We start from the raw sequence: 13,783 nt of genomic DNA, 5'->3' as shown, positions 1-13,783 counted from the left end.
ATGCCGACATGGGAGGATCGCCCGGGTCGCTCATCACGAGCGGGCTCCCGGGGAGGGGCCGACCTGGCGAAGCGAGACGAAGGGCGGGGCGGAGTGCTGGGCAGCGGGGGTATGGGCCGACGTCCATGGCTGCGGGGTGTGCTGCGCTGCGGCCTGCTGCTCGCGGCGGTGTCGCTGGCGGTGCTGCCGGCGGGTACGGCGACCGCGGCCCCCACGGGCGGCAGCGGCGGGACGACGGCGACGGGCGGCACGGCCGCTCTGACCCAGGCCGAGCAGACCCTGCTGCCGATCCTGAACCGCCTGCACTCCCTGTACCAGCAGATGGAGACGGCGACCCAGAAGTACGACGCCATGTCCGAGCAGCTGACCCAGGCGCAGACCGACGTGCTGGAGCTCCAGGTCCAGGTCCAGAACGCGCAGACGCAGCTCGACGCCGGGACCGAGCTGGCCGGCGCGCTCGCCTCGCAGCAGTACCGGGACGGCGACATCTCCGACCTCACCCGGCTGCTCTTCGCGGACAACCCGCAGGCCCTGATGAGCAACAAGGAACTGCTCGACGCCGCCGCCCACTCACAGGCTCAGCTGATCACCCAGCTCGCCGACGACCGGGCCGCCCTGGTCGGCGCGCAGAGCGCGGCCGTCGACGCACAGCAGCGCGTCGCGCAACTGGTCACGGCCCAGGGCAAGGTCAAGGACGGCATCAACAAGGAGCTCACCGGGGTCGAGCAGCTGGTCTCCAACCTGACCGGCGCACAGCGCTCGGAGCTGTCGCAGCTGGAGCAGCAGCAGGCGAGCGCGGCCCAGCTCGCGCTGCTGGCCTCGGGCGTGCTGGGCAAGGACGGCGCGAAGCCCTCCGCGGCGGGCGCGGCGGCGGTCGCCTACGCCTTCGCCCAGCTCGGCAAGCCCTACGTGTGGGGCGGCTCGGGGCCGACGGTCTTCGACTGCTCCGGGCTGACCTCCCAGGCCTGGCTGCACGCCGGGGTGCCGATCCCGCGCACCAGCGAGGAGCAGTGGGCCCAGCTGACCCACGTCCCGCTGAACCAGCTGCGTCCCGGCGACCTGATCCTCTACTTCACCGGCGCCAGCCACGTCGCGATCTACATCGGCGGCGGCCTGGTGATCCAGTCCCCGCACCCCGGCGCCTTCGTGGACATCGCGCCGATCGCCCAGAACCCGATCCTCGGCGCGGTCCGCCCGGACCCGCAGAATCCCTCGCTCGGCAGCTACACGCCGCCGACCGCGCCCGCGGGCGCGTCCAACCCGCAGCCGATCGGCCCCGTCGCCCCGCCGGCCCCGACTCCCAAGCCGGTCCCGACGCCGACCCCGAAGCCGACGGGAGCGCCGACCGGGTCGCCGACCCCGAAGCCCACGCCGACCCCGACCGGGACGCCCACCGGCGCGCCGAGCGGCAGCCCCAGCGGGACGCCCTCGCCCAGCCCCAGCGACTCCACCTCGGTCTCCGCCTCGCCCTCGGCGAGCGTCTCCGCCTCCTCCCGCTCCTCGGCCGCCGCCTCCCCGTCGGCCAAGGGGGAGCCGTCGGGAACGCCTGCGGCCTCGGCCTCCGGTTCGGCCGCCGCGGGGCGGTAGCGGCCCACGACGACAGAAACGGCGGGCGGCACCCAGAGGGTGCCGCCCGCCGTCGCGTCGTCCCGCTCCCTACTCCGCGCCGGGCTGCGAGTCGGGCTCCAGCCTGATCACGACCGACTTGGAGGTCGGGGTGTTGCTGGTGGCGGCCGTGCTGTCCAGCGGGACCAGCACGTTCGTCTCCGGGTAGTACGCCGCCGCGCAGCCGCGGGTGGTCGGGTAGTGCACGACCCGGAAGTGCGGCGCACGCCGCTCCACGCCGTCGGTCCACTCGCTGACCAGGTCCACGTAGGCGCCTTCGGCGACCCCGTGCGCCGCGGCGTCCTCCGGGTGCAGCAGGACGACCCTGCGGCCGCCGGTGATGCCGCGGTAGCGGTCGTCGAGGCCGTAGATCGTGGTGTTGTACTGGTCGTGCGAGCGCAGCGTCTGCAGCAGCAGCCGGCCCTCGGGGACGACCGGCGCGGTCATCGTGTTCACCGTGAAGTTGGCCTTGCCCGTCGTGGTGGGGAAGGCCCGCTTGTCGCGCGGGGCGTGCGGGAGGGCGAAGCCGCCGGGCGACTGGATCTTGGTGTTGTAGTTCTCGAAGCCGGGGACCACCCGCGCGATGCGGTCGCGGATGTTGCTGTAGGAGGCGTTGAAGTCCTCCCACGGCACGGTGTTCTTCGGGCCGAGGGTGCGGCGGGCCAGCCGGCAGACGATGGCGACCTCGGAGTGCAGCTCGGGCGCGGGCGGCCGGAGCGCGCCGCGGGAGGCGTGCACCATGCCCATCGAGTCCTCGACGGTGACCTGCTGCGGCCCCGAGGCCTGCCGGTCCAGGTCGGTGCGGCCGAGCGTCGGCAGGATCAGCGCGCGCGAGCCGGTGACCACGTGGGAGCGGTTCAGCTTCGTGGACACGTGCACGGTCAGCCGGCAGCCGCGCATGGCCGCCTCGGTGACCTCGGTGTCGGGGGAGGCCGCGACGAAGTTGCCGCCCATGGCGAAGAAGACCTTGACCTTGCCGTCGCGCATGCCCCGGATCGTGTCCACCACGTCCAGGCCGTGCTCGCGCGGCGGCTCGAAGTGGAACTCCTTGCCGAGCGCGTCCAGGAAGGCGGTGCTGGGCCGCTCGAAGATGCCCATGGTCCGGTCGCCCTGTACGTTGCTGTGCCCGCGCACCGGGCAGACCCCGGCCCCGGGACGGCCCACGTTGCCGCGCAGCAGCAGGAAGTTGACGACCTCGCGGATCGTGGGCACCGAGTGCTGGTGCTGCGTCAGGCCCATGGCCCAGCAGACGATGACCTTCTCGGACTTCAGCACCAGCTCGGCCAGCTCAAGGATCTGGCTGTCCGGCAGCCCGGTGGCCGCGTGCACCTCGTCCCAGTCGGTCGCGCGGGCCTCGGCGGCGAACTCCTCGAACCCGGCGCAGTGCTCCTCGATGAAGGCCCGGTCCAGGACCGTGCCGGGGTCCTTGTCCTCGGCCTCCAGCAGCAGCAGGTTCAGTGCACGGAAGAGCGCCAGGTCGCCGCCGAGCCGGATCTGCAGGAACAGGTCGGTCAGCTTGGTGCCGCCGCCGACCAGGCCGCGCGCGTTCTGCGGGTTCTTGAACCGCTCCAGACCGGCCTCGGGCAGCGGGTTCACGCTGACGATCGTCGCGCCCGCGCGCTTGGCGCGCTCCAGGGCGGAGAGCATCCGCGGGTGGTTGGTGCCGGGGTTCTGCCCGGCGACGATGATCAGATCCGCCTGGTAGAGGTCCTTCAGGCTGACGCTGCCCTTGCCGACGCCGAGCGTCTCGGTGAGCGCCGAGCCGGAGGACTCGTGGCACATGTTCGAGCAGTCCGGCAGGTTGTTGGTGCCGAGCTGGCGGGCGAAGAGCTGGTAGACGAAGGCGGCCTCGTTGGAGGTGCGGCCCGAGGTGTAGAACGCGGCCTCGTCGGCGGAGTCCAGCGCCTGCAGCTCGTCCGCGACCAGCTGCAGCGCGTCCTCCCAGGAGACCGGCGTGTAGTGGGTGGCCCCCTCGTCCAGCAGCATCGGCGTGGTGAGACGCCCCTGCTGGCCCAGCCAGTAGCCGCTGCGCTCGGCGAGCTGCGCCACCGGGTGCTCGGCGAAGAACGCCGGCCCGACCGTGCGCAGCGTCGCCTCCTCGGCGACGGCCTTCGCGCCGTTCTCGCAGAACTCGGCGACGTGGGTGTGGTCCGGCTCGGGCCAGGCGCAGCCGGGGCAGTCGAAGCCGTCCGGCTGGTTCAGCTTGAGCAGCGTCTTGACCGCGCGGGGCAGGCCCATCTGCGCGGCGGCGATCTGTGTGGTGTGCCGCAGTGCGGGAAGGCCGGCCGCGGCGTGCTGCGGCATGCCGGTCGAGGGCGCGTCCTGCGCCGGGTCCGTCGCGGGAGCCTTGCGGGCCATGCGCCTCACCTTTCACCTGTGCGGTCTTCTGTGCGGTCGTCTTGTCGCCGACGTCCGGACCATCCTGTCATCTCCGGCCGGAGCAGTGAATGGGCCCATTCAGTTTTTGCCGTCCCGTTGGTTACCCGTCCGTATGCCGGGCTGCCCCTCGGTGCGTACAGAACCCTTTGATAGAAACGGATCTCTTATCTCCAAGCGACGGTGGGCGACCGGACCGTCCCGATCGCAAGGTGGGTGATCGCAGGTGCGTTTCCTGCGTATAGGACCGGCGGGCGCCGAGCGGCCCGCGCTGCTCGCCGCGGACGCGGCGAGCGCCTTCGACCTGTCCGGGCTCACGCCGGACATCGACGGCACGTTTCTCGCCTCGCTCACGGCCGAGCGCCGCGCGGAGATCGCCGCGCGCGCGGAGGCGGGCGAGTTCCCGCTGGTGCCGCTGGCCGGCCGGCGCGTCGGCGCGCCGGTGGCGCGCCCGGGCAAGGTCGTCTGCATCGGCCTCAACTACAGCGACCACGCCGCCGAGACCGGCGCGGCGATCCCGGCGGAGCCGGTCGTCTTCATGAAGGCCCCCGACACCGTCGTCGGCCCCGACGACGAGGTCCTGGTCCCACGCGGCAGCGAGAAGACGGACTACGAGATCGAGCTCGCCGTCGTCATCGGCGCGGAGGCCCGTTACCTGGCTTCGCCGGAGGACGCGGCCGCGGTGATCGCCGGTTACACGATCACCAACGACGTCTCCGAGCGCGAGTGGCAGCTGGAGCGCGGCGGCACCTGGGACAAGGGCAAGTCCTGCGAGACCTTCAACCCGATGGGGCCCTGGCTGGTCACCTCGGACGAGGTCGCCGACCCCCAGGCCCTGGGGTTGCGCCTCCGCGTCAACGGCGAGCTCCGGCAGAACGGCTCGACGGCGAACATGATCTTCGGCGTCCACCACGTGGTCTGGTACCTCAGCCAGTTCATGGTCCTCCACCCGGGCGACGTGGTGAACACGGGCACCCCGGCGGGCGTCGCCATGGGCACCCCGGGCCAGCCGTGGCTCCGCCCGGGCGACGTCATGCACCTCGAAATCGACGGCCTCGGCGCCCAACGCCAACCCCTCGGCAAGGCGTAGTCCCTCCGCGCCTCCGGCGCGCGGTCGCGGGCTCTCGGGCGGAGGGTGAGTCGCACTGTCCAGGGGCGCGGGGAGCTGCGCGACAAGCCACCGGCATGCGGGTGGTCCTCAATGCGCAGGGCCATCCGCACGGGGTGGTTGCTCGCGCGGTTCCTCGCGCCCCCTTGCGTGCTGCAACCGCCGGTAGGCGTGGAGCCCTACGCCTCCGGCAGGAGGAGGCCGCCGAGGCCTTCGATGAGCTGGGCGCCCGGGCCCGCGCCGTCGTAGTGGGCGAGGAGGCGGCGCAGGACGGTCGCGCTCTGGGGGTCGTGGAGGGCCGTCACCGCGAACATCGCCACGAACTCGTCCACCAGCCAGTCGCGCAGCGACTCGATGCTGCCGACGTCGCCCTCGTCCAGCCAGGTCAGCGCCGCCGCCTCGACGACCGCCACCCACGAGCGGATCAGCAGGCCGAGCCGCGGTCCCGGTGCGTCGACCTCAAGATGCTCCACGATGCTCGCGAACGCGGCCCTGCGGACCTCGTCCACCATCGCCGTCGTCCGCTGCGTCTCCACCGCGGAGCCCCCGCGCAGCAGCGCGCCGTACCCTGCCGCGTGCTCGCTGACGAAGGAGAAGTAGCGGTCCAGCACGTGCGCCAGGCGTTCGGTGGGCGTGCCCTCCGACGGCTCTATGAAGCGGCTGCTCAGCTCGTCCGCCGCGGTGCGCAGCGCGGCCTCGTACAACTGCTGCTTCCCGCCGGGAAAGTAGCGGTAGACCAGCGGGCGCGACGCGCCCGCCGCCGCGGCGACCTCGTCCAGCGAGACCTCCTCCGGCGCGTGCCGGCTGAAGAGTTCGAGCGCCACCGCGATCAACTGCTCGCGGCGCTGCTCCACCGGCAGCCGCCGGTACGGTCCGCGGCGGGCGCGCGGCGCGGTCGCGGGAGTCTCGTCGGCGGTCGCTCGGGTCACCCACCCACCCTACGGCCTGCGGCCTGCCTTCAAGCCCGCACGCGCGAGGTCACAGCAGGCCCGACTGTCGCCACCGCGCCCGCGCCGCGCGGCCGCGGATCACCCCGATCTCCTCCAGGAACTCCACCAGCTTCTCGGCGGACCAGCGCAGCGTCTCCCGCCGGTGCTCGCTCCCGCGTGCCTGCCGCAGCGCCTCGCCGATGTCCAGGCCGACCGCCCCGTAGACCTTCGGGTGGATCAACGAGCGCGAGACCACCACCGCCGACTCGCCCGAGGTCAGCCGGGTGTACGCGCGCTCCCAGGCCGGGGCCGCCGCCATCTGCCGGCGCAGCTCCTCGCGGGCGTAGCGGACGTGGCGGGACTCCTCGACCACGTGGATCCGGGTGACCCCGCGCAGCAGCGGCTGCACGGTCTCGTCGGGGAAGGTGACCCGCTGGGTGCGGTCGAGGATCTCCTCCGCCAGCAGCGTGGCCATGAACGCGGCCGGGGTCGGGGCCGTCGTCTTCATGATCCGGCCGAGGAACCGCGTCGTGCCGCTCGGTCCGTACCAGGGGGTGTCCAGCTTGGTGATCAGCCTGGCGAACATCTTCGAGTGCCGGCACTCGTCCGCGACCTCGGTCAGGGCGTAGCGGACGTGACCGGTGCGCGGGTCCATGGCGTAGATGTGACGGGCGAGGAGCTGCATCAGGATGATCTCGAACCAGATGCCGGCCGAGGCGATGCTCGCGGACTCGTGGCGCGAGAGCTCGATCCGCTGCTCCTCGCTCATCCGCTCCCAGAGCGGGGTGCCGTAGAGGGAGACCAGGTGGGCGGGCATGAACCAGAGCCCGGGGACGAGCGGCGCGTCCCAGTCCAGCTCGGTGTCGGGATCGAAGGAGTGCCGGGCGGAGGCAGCCAGCAGGCGCTCGGCGACCTGCTCGCGGTCGCTGAGCGGGGAGCCTCCTGCGCTCGGTGAGGTCGTCGTCGCCATGCTGTTATGAGACTGCTTGTCAGCAACGCTGTCAATGGGCGGCGCGTCATCATCTCCGGCGCGCCATCCGGGCATCAGCGGACACACAGGTCATCTGTGCAGAATGGCCCCATGATCCGTGCCGCCCACCGGGCCTGGTCCTACGTCCGCGCCGCGCCCGGCACGTACCTGTGGCTGCTGGTGCTCGGTCTCAACACGATCGCGCTGACCCAGATGTCACCCCGCTACCGGCACTGGTACCTGCGCACGCACAGCACCAACCTGGCCGGGCTCAGCCACCACCCCGTCAAAGTGCTGGTCAGCAGCGCGTTCTGGACCCAGACGCCCAGCTTCTTCTTCTGGTTCTTGATGTTCAACCTCTTCCTGGTGCCCGCCGAGCGCTGGCTCGGCACCCTCCGCTGGCTGCTCGTCGTGGTGCTCGCCCATGTGGGCGCCACGCTGATCAGCGAGGGCACGGTGCGGCTGCTCATCGATGCGCACATGCTTCCGCGCCGGGAGGAGTTCGTCGTCGACATCGGCGTCAGCTACGGACTGTCGGGCGGCGTCGGCGTACTGGTCTGGGCCCTGGCCCGGCCGTGGCGGTGGTGGTACCTCGGTGCGGCCACGGCCTTCTACGGCGTGCTGCTCGGCGTGAGCACCAACTTCACCAACCTGGGCCATCTCTGCGCCTACCTGATCGGTGTCGCCTGCTACCCCCTGACCCGCCGCCGGCCTGGCGGTTCGTGGACCCCGGACCTGCTGCGGCGGACGTTCGGGCGCGCACGCCGGAGCGCGCCCGTCGAGGAGCGCGCATCCTTCCGCCGGGCGGAACCGTGAATGGCAGGTGTGGCACCCCTCTCCGTGGTGCAGGATGACGGGCATGGCTGCAGATTCCCTCACCACGTCCCCGCAGGCCGCGTCCGGGGACCGTCCGGCGACGCCGCGACAGATCGCAGACGCCTATGTCGACGCGATGGTCACCCTGAACCCGATCGTGGCCGCGGAGCTCGGCGTCAACCCGACCGACCCGCGTCAACCCGACCTCACCCCGGCCGGCTTCGAGGCCGCCGCCGAGCTCGCCCGCGAGGCCCTGGCGCGTCTTGACGAGCTGCCGGCCGAGGCGTCCGCCGCACCTGCGGAGTCCGCCTGCGCCCGGTTGCTGCGCGAGCGGCTGACCGCCGAGCTCGCCGTCCATGACGCCGGCGACCACCTGCGTTCGCTGAACAACATCGCCTCGCCGGTCCACTGGCCCCGCGAGATCTTCTCCTCGACGCCGAGCGAGACCGAGGCGGACTGGGCCGTCCACGTCAGCCGGATGGCCAACATCGCCGAGTCGCTCCGCGGCTACCAGGAGACCCTGGCCGAGGGCCTCCGCCGCGACCTGGTGAGCGGGCCGCGTCAGGTGGAGACCGTCCTGGGCCAGCTCGGCACCTGGTTCGAGGACGAGAACAACTGGTACGCCTCCTTCGCCCAGGACTGCCCCGCCGCGCACCGCGCCGCCCTCGACACCGCCGCCGAGTCGGCGGCCGCCGCGGTCGCGGAGTTCCGCGCCTGGCTGCGCGGCACCTACGCGCCGGTCGCCGCGAACCGCCCCGACACCGCGGGACGTGACCTCTACCTCCGCTCCGCCCGCTTCCACACCGGCGCGGACCTGGACCTCGACGAGGCCTACAGCTGGGCGTGGACCGAGTTCCACCGCCTCAACGCCGAGATACAGGCCGAGGCCGCGAAGGTGAAGCCCGGTGCGACGCCGATGGAGGCCGTCGAGTACCTGGAGACCGCGGGCCACGCCATCGAGGGCGTGGAGGAGATCCGCGCCTGGCTGCAGAACATCATGGACGAGGCCATCGAGGCCCTGGACGGCACGCACTTCGACATCCAGGGACGGATCCGCCGCGTCGAGTCCCGCATCGCCCCCGCGGGCAGCGCGGCGGCGCCCTACTACTCGCAGCCGAGCCTGGACTTCTCCCGCCCCGGCCGCACCTGGCTGCCGACGCTGGACCGGGAGTCCTTCCCGACCTGGCAGCTCGTCAGCACCTGGTACCACGAGGGCGTTCCCGGCCACCACCTGCAGCTGGCCTCCTGGGTGGCGGCGGCGGACTCGCTCTCCACCTACCAGGTCACCCTCGGCGCGGTGAGCGCGAACCTGGAGGGCTGGGCGCTGTACGCGGAGCGCCTGATGGACGAGCTCGGCTTCTTCGAGGACCCGGCGCGCCGCCTCGGCTTCCTCGACGAGCAGATGCTGCGCACGATCCGCGTGATCATGGACATCGGCATGCACCTCGGCATGGTCATCCCGGCCGACGCGCCGTTCCGCCCGGGCGAGACCTGGACGCCGGAGCTGGCCGCGGAGTTCTTCGCCGCGTACAGCGGCAGTCCCGCGGAGATGCGGGAGAGCGAGATCGTCCGCTACCTGGGCTGGCCGGGCCAGGCCATCGGCTACAAGCTCGGCGAGCGCGCGTGGCGCGCGGGCCGTGCCGCCGCGCAGGCCGCGGCGGAGGCCCGCGGCGAGACCTTCGACCTGAAGGCCTGGCACATGCGCGCTCTCGCGCAGGGCTCCTTCGGCCTCGACGACCTGGTGGCGGAGCTGACTGCGCTGTAGCGGCACCCACCTCGGGGCGCGACCGCTCATCGCTTCGGGGCAGTGGCAACTCCCCATGGGCGCGGGGCTCTGCTCGATGGACTGCGTGCGCGACAAGCCACCCTGTGTGGCGAGTCGCCGCACGCGCAGGGCCATCCGCACAGGGTGGTTCCTCGCGAACGCAGTTCATCAAGCAGAGCCCCGCGCCCCCGATGGGTGCAACGGGCCCGTCGGCGCGACGGGTTCCGGCCTGCTCGCGCCGCAGGCCGGCTCTGCCGGGTGCGCGCGACGCTTTCGGGCTTTTCGTGCGCACTTCGGGAGGGGATCCCTCGTTGGGGTTACCGTGAAGGCCACGGTTACCGGAGGGGGTCAGGTGGAGCGCGAAGTGGTTGGGGAGTCGCGGTTGGACTCCGTCACCGTCCATGCTGTCGGCGCGGTCTGTCGCCGACGCCTCGTCTTCGCGCCCACCGGGCGCGTCACGCGGATCCGGGTGGCCGGGCTCCCGATCGCGATGGACACGCAGTCGCTCCGGGCGCGGCTCCTCGGCGGGCCCGCCGCCCTCCGGGTGACCGACGCACGCCGGGAGATCCGGGCGGAGGTCGTCGAGGAGGAGCGGCTCGCGACCCTGCAGCGGGACGTCGACGCCGCCGAGGAGGCCTACGACGCCGCCCGTGCGCGGCGGGACCGGATCGCCGCACACGTCGACGCCACCGCGGCGTTCCGCGCCGTCCCGCCGACACCCCGCCGCGGCGACCCGCCGCGCTCCGCACCGCTCGACGCGGTGATCGAGCTCGCCGCGTTCGTCGACGAACGCCTCGCCTCCCTGCACACGCGGCTGCTCGCCGCCGAGGACGCGCTGACCCTCGCCGAGCACGAGCACGAGGCCGCCTCCCAGCGCCTGGCCGAGGCCTCCGACGCGCTGACGACCGAGTCCACCCGGACCACCGTCGACGCCGTCGTCACCGTCACCCGCACGCAGGACGAGGACGCCGCGGACGCCGCGGACGACTCCGACGACTCCGACGACGCGCGGGAGTTCGAGCTGGAGTTGGAGTACATCGTCCCCGGCGCCACCTGGTTCCCCGCCTACCAGCTCAGCCTCGCCCAGGAGACCGGCGTCGGCGGGCTCGCGCTGCGGGCGAACGTCGCCCAGCGGACCGGTGAGGACTGGACCGGGGTCCGGCTCAGCCTCTCCACCGCGGACCTGCAGCGTCGGACCACCCTGCCCGAGCTGCGCTCGATCCGCATCGGGCGACGTCAGGACGAGGCGGTCGTCCCGATATGGCGCGAACCCCCGGCCGGGCTGTCCGAGCTCTTCGCCGGTTACGAGAGCAGCACTCCGCCCGTACGGCATGCGGGCTTCGGCGTCGGCGCGATCGCCGTGGCCGGTGGCGCAGGCGCGGGTGCAGGTGGCGTCGTGCGCTCGGCGCGCAAGGCCATGGTCGCGCCCGCCGCGGCCGTGGGGTACGCGCCGCCTCCGCCCATGGTTCGGGGCCCGATGCCCGCGGCGCCCGGTGGACCGCCGCCCATGGCCTTCGGGGCGGCTCCCCAGGCGTCCATGCCGATGCCGGCGGCCGCACCGCCCCCGCCGCCTCCGCCCGTGCTCGACGCGGCACTCGGCGACTACGCCGACCTGGTGCTGCTCGGCCCCACCGCCGACCCCGGGACCCGCGGCACGCTCGTGCCCGATCCCGGCGCTGCCGACGGGAGTTCGCCGGTCCGGGCCGAGTACCGGCGCCGGGCCCAGGCCGTGGGTTCGCTCGCCGCGCCGCGGCATGCGGTGCCGGTCAACCGCCTGCAGGCGTCCTTCGCCTACCGGTTCGAGGCCGCCGCGCCGGTCGACGTGCCCTCGGACGGGGCCTGGCACAGCGTGCCCGTCGACGACTTCCCGGTCGGACTGACCCAGCAGCACCTCTGCGTGCCCGCGCTGGACCCGCAGGTCTACGCCGCCGTCGAGGTGGCCAACACCAGCCGCCACCCGCTGCTCGCCGGCCCCGTCGACGTGCTGGTCGACGGTCAGTACACCGCCACCGTGCAGTTGCCTCCGCTCGCCCCCGGCCAGAGCCGGCGGATCGGGATCGGCGTCGAGGAGGGCGTGCGCGTCGCCCGCCGCACCCGTACCGAGGAGTCGACCACCGGTCTGCGCGGCGGCACCAGCGTGGTCGCCCGCGCGGTGGAGATCGACGTCGTCAACCGTCTCGGCCGCGCGATCTCGCTGGAGATCCTCGAACGGGTCCCGGTCAGCGACGACAGGGACGTGAGGATCGAGGACGCCGTGGCCGCACCGCCCTGGACCGTCGTTCCGCCGGAGGAGGACCCGGAGCGGCGCCGCGGGCTGCGCCGCTGGCGGGTCGCCGTCCCGCCAGGAGGCACCACCGCCCTGCGGGGCGGCTACGAGCTCCGCCTTCCGGCCGACAAGGCCGTTCTCGGCGGCAACCGGAGGGACGCATGACCGAGTCGCACCCGCCCCGGACCACGCCGACCGGGCGGACGCCGCAGGCCGTTCCGACCGCCGACGCCGCCCCGCTCCCGCTTCCGGTCACCGCCGCGACGCTGCTGGAGGACCGCGCCGAGCTCACCCGCACCGCCCTGCTGGGCGCCCTGCCGCCGGGCGTCCACCGGCTGCGGCTCGGCCCGGTCACGCCGCTCACCGTGGACCGCTCGCTGCGTGGCGAGTTGAGCGTGGTCCCGGTCGCCGCTCGGGACGGACGCGAGCCCGGTCGCGTGCTCGAACTGCGCGTGGTCCGGCGCTGGTCGGCCGAGCCGCCCGCCTCCGCCGTCGGCGGCCCGGCGGCGGACGCCCCGGAGGTGGAACGCCGCGTCCACGAGCTCTCCGAGCAACTGCGCGTGGCCGAGTTGGACCTGGCGCGCAACGAGAGCCGGGCGGCGGTGCTGGACCAGCTGCTGCCCGAGCTGCGACGGGAGATCACCGAGGGCGCGGGGGCGGGGGAGACCCGGCCGGAGGCCTGGGCCGAGCGTCTGGACCGCGCCGAGGCCGCCCAGGACGCCCAGGCGGAGGCGGTGCGCGCCGCACGCTTCCGCCTCACCAAGCTCAAGCAGAAGCTGATCGAGGCCCAAGTGGCCTGGGAGCAGGCCGAGGACCGACCGATGGTGCTGACCGCGCACCTGGAGGCCACGATCGAGATCGGCGGCGGGACGCCGCCTCCCGCGGACACCGCCGTCGAGCTGACGGTCCACCACCTCGTGCCCTGCGCGCTGTGGCGTCCCGCCTACCGCGCCACGCTCGACGAGGGCGACACCGGGCGACTCCAGCTGGAGCGCGACGCGTTCCTCTGGCAGCGCACGGGTGAGCCGTGGACCGATGTCACGGTCACCCTCTCCACCGCCCGCCCCGCCCGTGCCGCAGCGCCGCCCCACCTGCCGCAGGACCTGCTCACGCTGCGCGACCGCAGCGCGGAGGAACGCCGGACCATCGAGGTCGACCTGCGGGAGGTCGAGATCCCCGACCTCGGCCCCGAGGGCCCGGACAGCCCGGAGAGCATGGGGGAGGGAGCGGGGCCCGTCCCGGCCGTGCTCTCCACCCTCCCGGGCGTCGACGACGGCGGGGAGGCCCGACGCCTCGTCGTGGCGCAGCCGGTGACGCTGCCCAGCGACGGGCGCGCCCACCGCGTCCCGCTCGGCCGGTCGGAGTCGGCCGCGACGCTGGAACTGAGCTGCGCGCCCGAGCTCTCGCCGCTGGTGTTCCGGACCGCGCGCTTCCGTAACACCAGCGGCCAGGTGCTGCTCTCCGGGCCGGTCGACCTCGTCCGCGGCAGCGGCTTCGTCGGCCGCGGCGAGCTGCGTTTCACCGCCGCAGACGCGCCCGCCGAGCTGTGCTTCGGCAGCGAGGACACCTTCAGGGTGGTGCGCACCGTCACCGAGGCGCGCGGTTCGGGCACCCTCACCGGGGCGCTCACCGGCCGGTCGGTGCGCAGCCGGGAGGTCGGCGTCTCGCTCTCGCGTTTCGCGCCCCCCGGTGCGGGCGAGGCCCGCGTGGTGCTGCGCGAGCGGATCCCGGTCTCGGAGGTCGCGGCAGTGGAGGTCCGCGTCGACAAGGAGCGGACGGCCCCGCCGCCCGACGCCGTCGACGCGGACGGCATCGTGCGCTGGGAGCTCACGCTCGCCCCCGACGAGCGCCGTTCGCTGCTGCTGCGCTACGACCTCGTCGCCGCGCGCAGCGTCGCCATGCCCGACTGAGCGGCCGGAACGGGCCGAGGGGCCCGCGAGCCGCCGGG

9 protein-coding genes are annotated in these 13,783 nt (G+C 73.5%); 6 read left to right on the top strand and 3 right to left on the bottom strand.

Features of this window, described 5'->3' with window-relative positions; genetic code table 11:
• The first annotated feature begins 111 nt into the window (after positions 1 to 111).
• Positions 112 to 1,587: a C40 family peptidase gene (locus BS83_RS37770; RefSeq protein ID WP_084714740.1), complete on the top strand. Its 1,476-nt coding sequence runs from the start codon at positions 112 to 114 to the stop codon at positions 1,585 to 1,587.
• A 69-nt stretch (positions 1,588 to 1,656) separates the two neighbouring features.
• Here BS83_RS37770 and BS83_RS37765 read toward each other — a convergent pair whose 3' ends face one another.
• Positions 1,657 to 3,963, bottom strand: a complete 2,307-nt coding sequence (locus tag BS83_RS37765; RefSeq protein WP_037607788.1) for an FdhF/YdeP family oxidoreductase — start codon at positions 3,961 to 3,963, stop codon at positions 1,657 to 1,659.
• Between the two features lie 244 nt (positions 3,964 to 4,207).
• On the opposite strand from BS83_RS37765, the gene BS83_RS37760 reads away from it, so the two are divergent.
• Positions 4,208 to 5,071: a fumarylacetoacetate hydrolase family protein gene (locus BS83_RS37760; RefSeq protein WP_037607787.1), complete on the top strand. Its 864-nt coding sequence runs from the start codon at positions 4,208 to 4,210 to the stop codon at positions 5,069 to 5,071.
• Positions 5,072 to 5,268: 197 nt separating this feature from the next.
• Here the strand turns inward: BS83_RS37760 and BS83_RS37755 are convergent, their stop codons facing one another.
• On the bottom strand, positions 5,269 to 6,018 hold the full coding sequence (locus tag BS83_RS37755; protein ID WP_037607785.1) for a TetR/AcrR family transcriptional regulator: 750 nt from the start codon (positions 6,016 to 6,018) through the stop codon (positions 5,269 to 5,271).
• 49 nt (positions 6,019 to 6,067) lie between these two features.
• Positions 6,068 to 6,988, bottom strand: a complete 921-nt coding sequence (locus BS83_RS37750) for an AurF N-oxygenase family protein (RefSeq protein WP_051944868.1) — start codon at positions 6,986 to 6,988, stop codon at positions 6,068 to 6,070.
• A gap of 111 nt (positions 6,989 to 7,099) precedes the next feature.
• On the opposite strand from BS83_RS37750, the gene BS83_RS37745 reads away from it, so the two are divergent.
• From BS83_RS37745 to BS83_RS37730, 4 genes are all read left to right on the top strand, one after another.
• The gene (locus BS83_RS37745; RefSeq protein WP_051944865.1) at positions 7,100 to 7,804 is read left to right on the top strand and encodes a rhomboid-like protein; all 705 of its coding nucleotides are present in this window, start codon (positions 7,100 to 7,102) and stop codon (positions 7,802 to 7,804) included.
• 43 nt (positions 7,805 to 7,847) lie between these two features.
• Positions 7,848 to 9,569, top strand: a complete 1,722-nt coding sequence (locus tag BS83_RS37740) for a DUF885 domain-containing protein (protein WP_037607784.1) — start codon at positions 7,848 to 7,850, stop codon at positions 9,567 to 9,569.
• A gap of 382 nt (positions 9,570 to 9,951) precedes the next feature.
• Positions 9,952 to 12,000 (top strand): DUF4139 domain-containing protein, encoded by a 2,049-nt coding sequence (locus BS83_RS37735; protein ID WP_051944862.1) that lies wholly within the window; start codon positions 9,952 to 9,954, stop codon positions 11,998 to 12,000.
• Complete coding sequence (locus BS83_RS37730) at positions 11,997 to 13,745, top strand: mucoidy inhibitor MuiA family protein (RefSeq protein WP_051944859.1); 1,749 nt, start codon at positions 11,997 to 11,999, stop codon at positions 13,743 to 13,745. The genes BS83_RS37735 and BS83_RS37730 overlap by 4 nt, the downstream gene beginning before the upstream one ends.
• Positions 13,746 to 13,783: the final 38 nt, after the last annotated feature.

This window comes from Streptacidiphilus rugosus AM-16 (genome assembly GCF_000744655.1).
GTDB lineage: Bacteria > Actinomycetota > Actinomycetes > Streptomycetales > Streptomycetaceae > Streptacidiphilus > Streptacidiphilus rugosus.
The sequence above is the reverse complement of the archived record's forward strand: the minus strand, read 5'-3'. Positions and strand labels throughout refer to the sequence as shown.

Coding starts and splice junctions, on each gene's coding strand:
- BS83_RS37740 (WP_037607784.1), top strand. CDS start 7,848: ATGGCTGCAGATTCCCTCACCACGTCCCCGCAGGCCGCGTCCGGGGAC.
- BS83_RS37730 (WP_051944859.1), top strand. CDS start 11,997: ATGACCGAGTCGCACCCGCCCCGGACCACGCCGACCGGGCGGACGCCG.
- BS83_RS37745 (WP_051944865.1), top strand. CDS start 7,100: ATGATCCGTGCCGCCCACCGGGCCTGGTCCTACGTCCGCGCCGCGCCC.
- BS83_RS37770 (WP_084714740.1), top strand. CDS start 112: ATGGGCCGACGTCCATGGCTGCGGGGTGTGCTGCGCTGCGGCCTGCTG.
- BS83_RS37750 (WP_051944868.1), bottom strand. CDS start 6,988: ATGGCGACGACGACCTCACCGAGCGCAGGAGGCTCCCCGCTCAGCGAC.
- BS83_RS37765 (WP_037607788.1), bottom strand. CDS start 3,963: ATGGCCCGCAAGGCTCCCGCGACGGACCCGGCGCAGGACGCGCCCTCG.